The 1,147-nt window shown below is 66.1% G+C and carries 1 protein-coding gene; it reads right to left on the reverse strand.

All coding sequences use genetic code 11. The annotated features are described in order from the left end of the window. Positions 1-1,147: CoA-acylating methylmalonate-semialdehyde dehydrogenase (gene mmsA, locus AC1D1G_RS45420; RefSeq protein ID WP_477956962.1), on the reverse strand; the 1,147-nt coding region annotated here is incomplete at both ends.

A 1,147-nucleotide genomic window follows, 5' to 3' on the forward strand; every position in this document is an offset into this window, starting at 1 on the left:
GTAGTAGTACGCCATGGGGACGGGGATGGGGACGTTGATGCCGACCATGCCGACCTCGACCTCGTTCTGGAACCGTCGGGCGGCGCCGCCGTCGTTGGTGAAGATGGCGGTGCCGTTGCCGAACTGGCTCGAGTTCACCAGTTCCAGGGCCTCGTCGTAGGAGTCGACGCGGATGACGGASAGGACGGGTCCGAAGATTTCGTCGGTGTACACRCTCATGTCGGTGGTGACGTGGTCGATGAGGGTSGGKCCGAGCCAGAAYCCGTCCTTGCCGCCGTTTGCCTGCACGGTGCGCCCGTCGACGACGATGGTGGCSCCGTCGTTTTCGCCGGCGTCGATGTAGGAGGCGACCTTGTCGCGGTGCACCTTGGTCACCAGCGGKCCCATGTCGGARTCYTGGGTGCCGTCGCCGATCTTCAACGTGTCGGTGCGGTCCTTGATCTTGGCGACGAGTTCGTCGGCGATGTCGCCGACCGCGACCAGGGCACTGATGGCCATGCAGCGTTCSCCGGCGGASCCGAAGCCGGCGTTGACCATGGCGTCGGCGGCGAGGTCGAGGTCGGCGTCGGGCAGGACGATGGCGTGGTTCTTCGCCCCGCCGAGGGCTTGGACGCGTTTGCCGTGGGCGGTGCCGGTGGCGTAGACGTACTGGGCGATGGGGGTGGAGCCGACGAAGCTGATGGCCTTGATGGCGGGGTKGGTGAGGAGTTCGTCGACGGCGGTCTTGTCGCCYTGGAGSACGTTGAAGACSCCGGCSGGGAGKCCGGCTTCGGCCCAGAGTTCGGCCATCCAGATCGCGGCGGTGGGGTCCTTCTCGSWSGGTTTGAGGACGACGGTGTTGCCGGCGGCGATGGCGATGGGGAAGAACCACATCGGGACCATGGCGGGGAAGTTGAACGGGGAGATGATSCCGACCGGGCCGACGGGTTGGCGGAKGGAGGAGACGTCGATGTTGGTGGAGGCGTTTTCGGTCATGCCGCCTTTGAGCAGGTGGGCGATGCCGCAGGCGAATTCGACGACTTCCTGGCCGCGGGAGACTTCGCCGAGGGCGTCGGAGACGACCTTGCCGTGCTCGGCGGTGATGATTTCGGCGAGTTCGCCCTTGCGGGCGTTGAGCAGTTCCCGGAATGTGAAGATCACCTGGGTG

Source organism: Rhodococcus sp. P3_B8 (genome assembly GCF_056402775.1).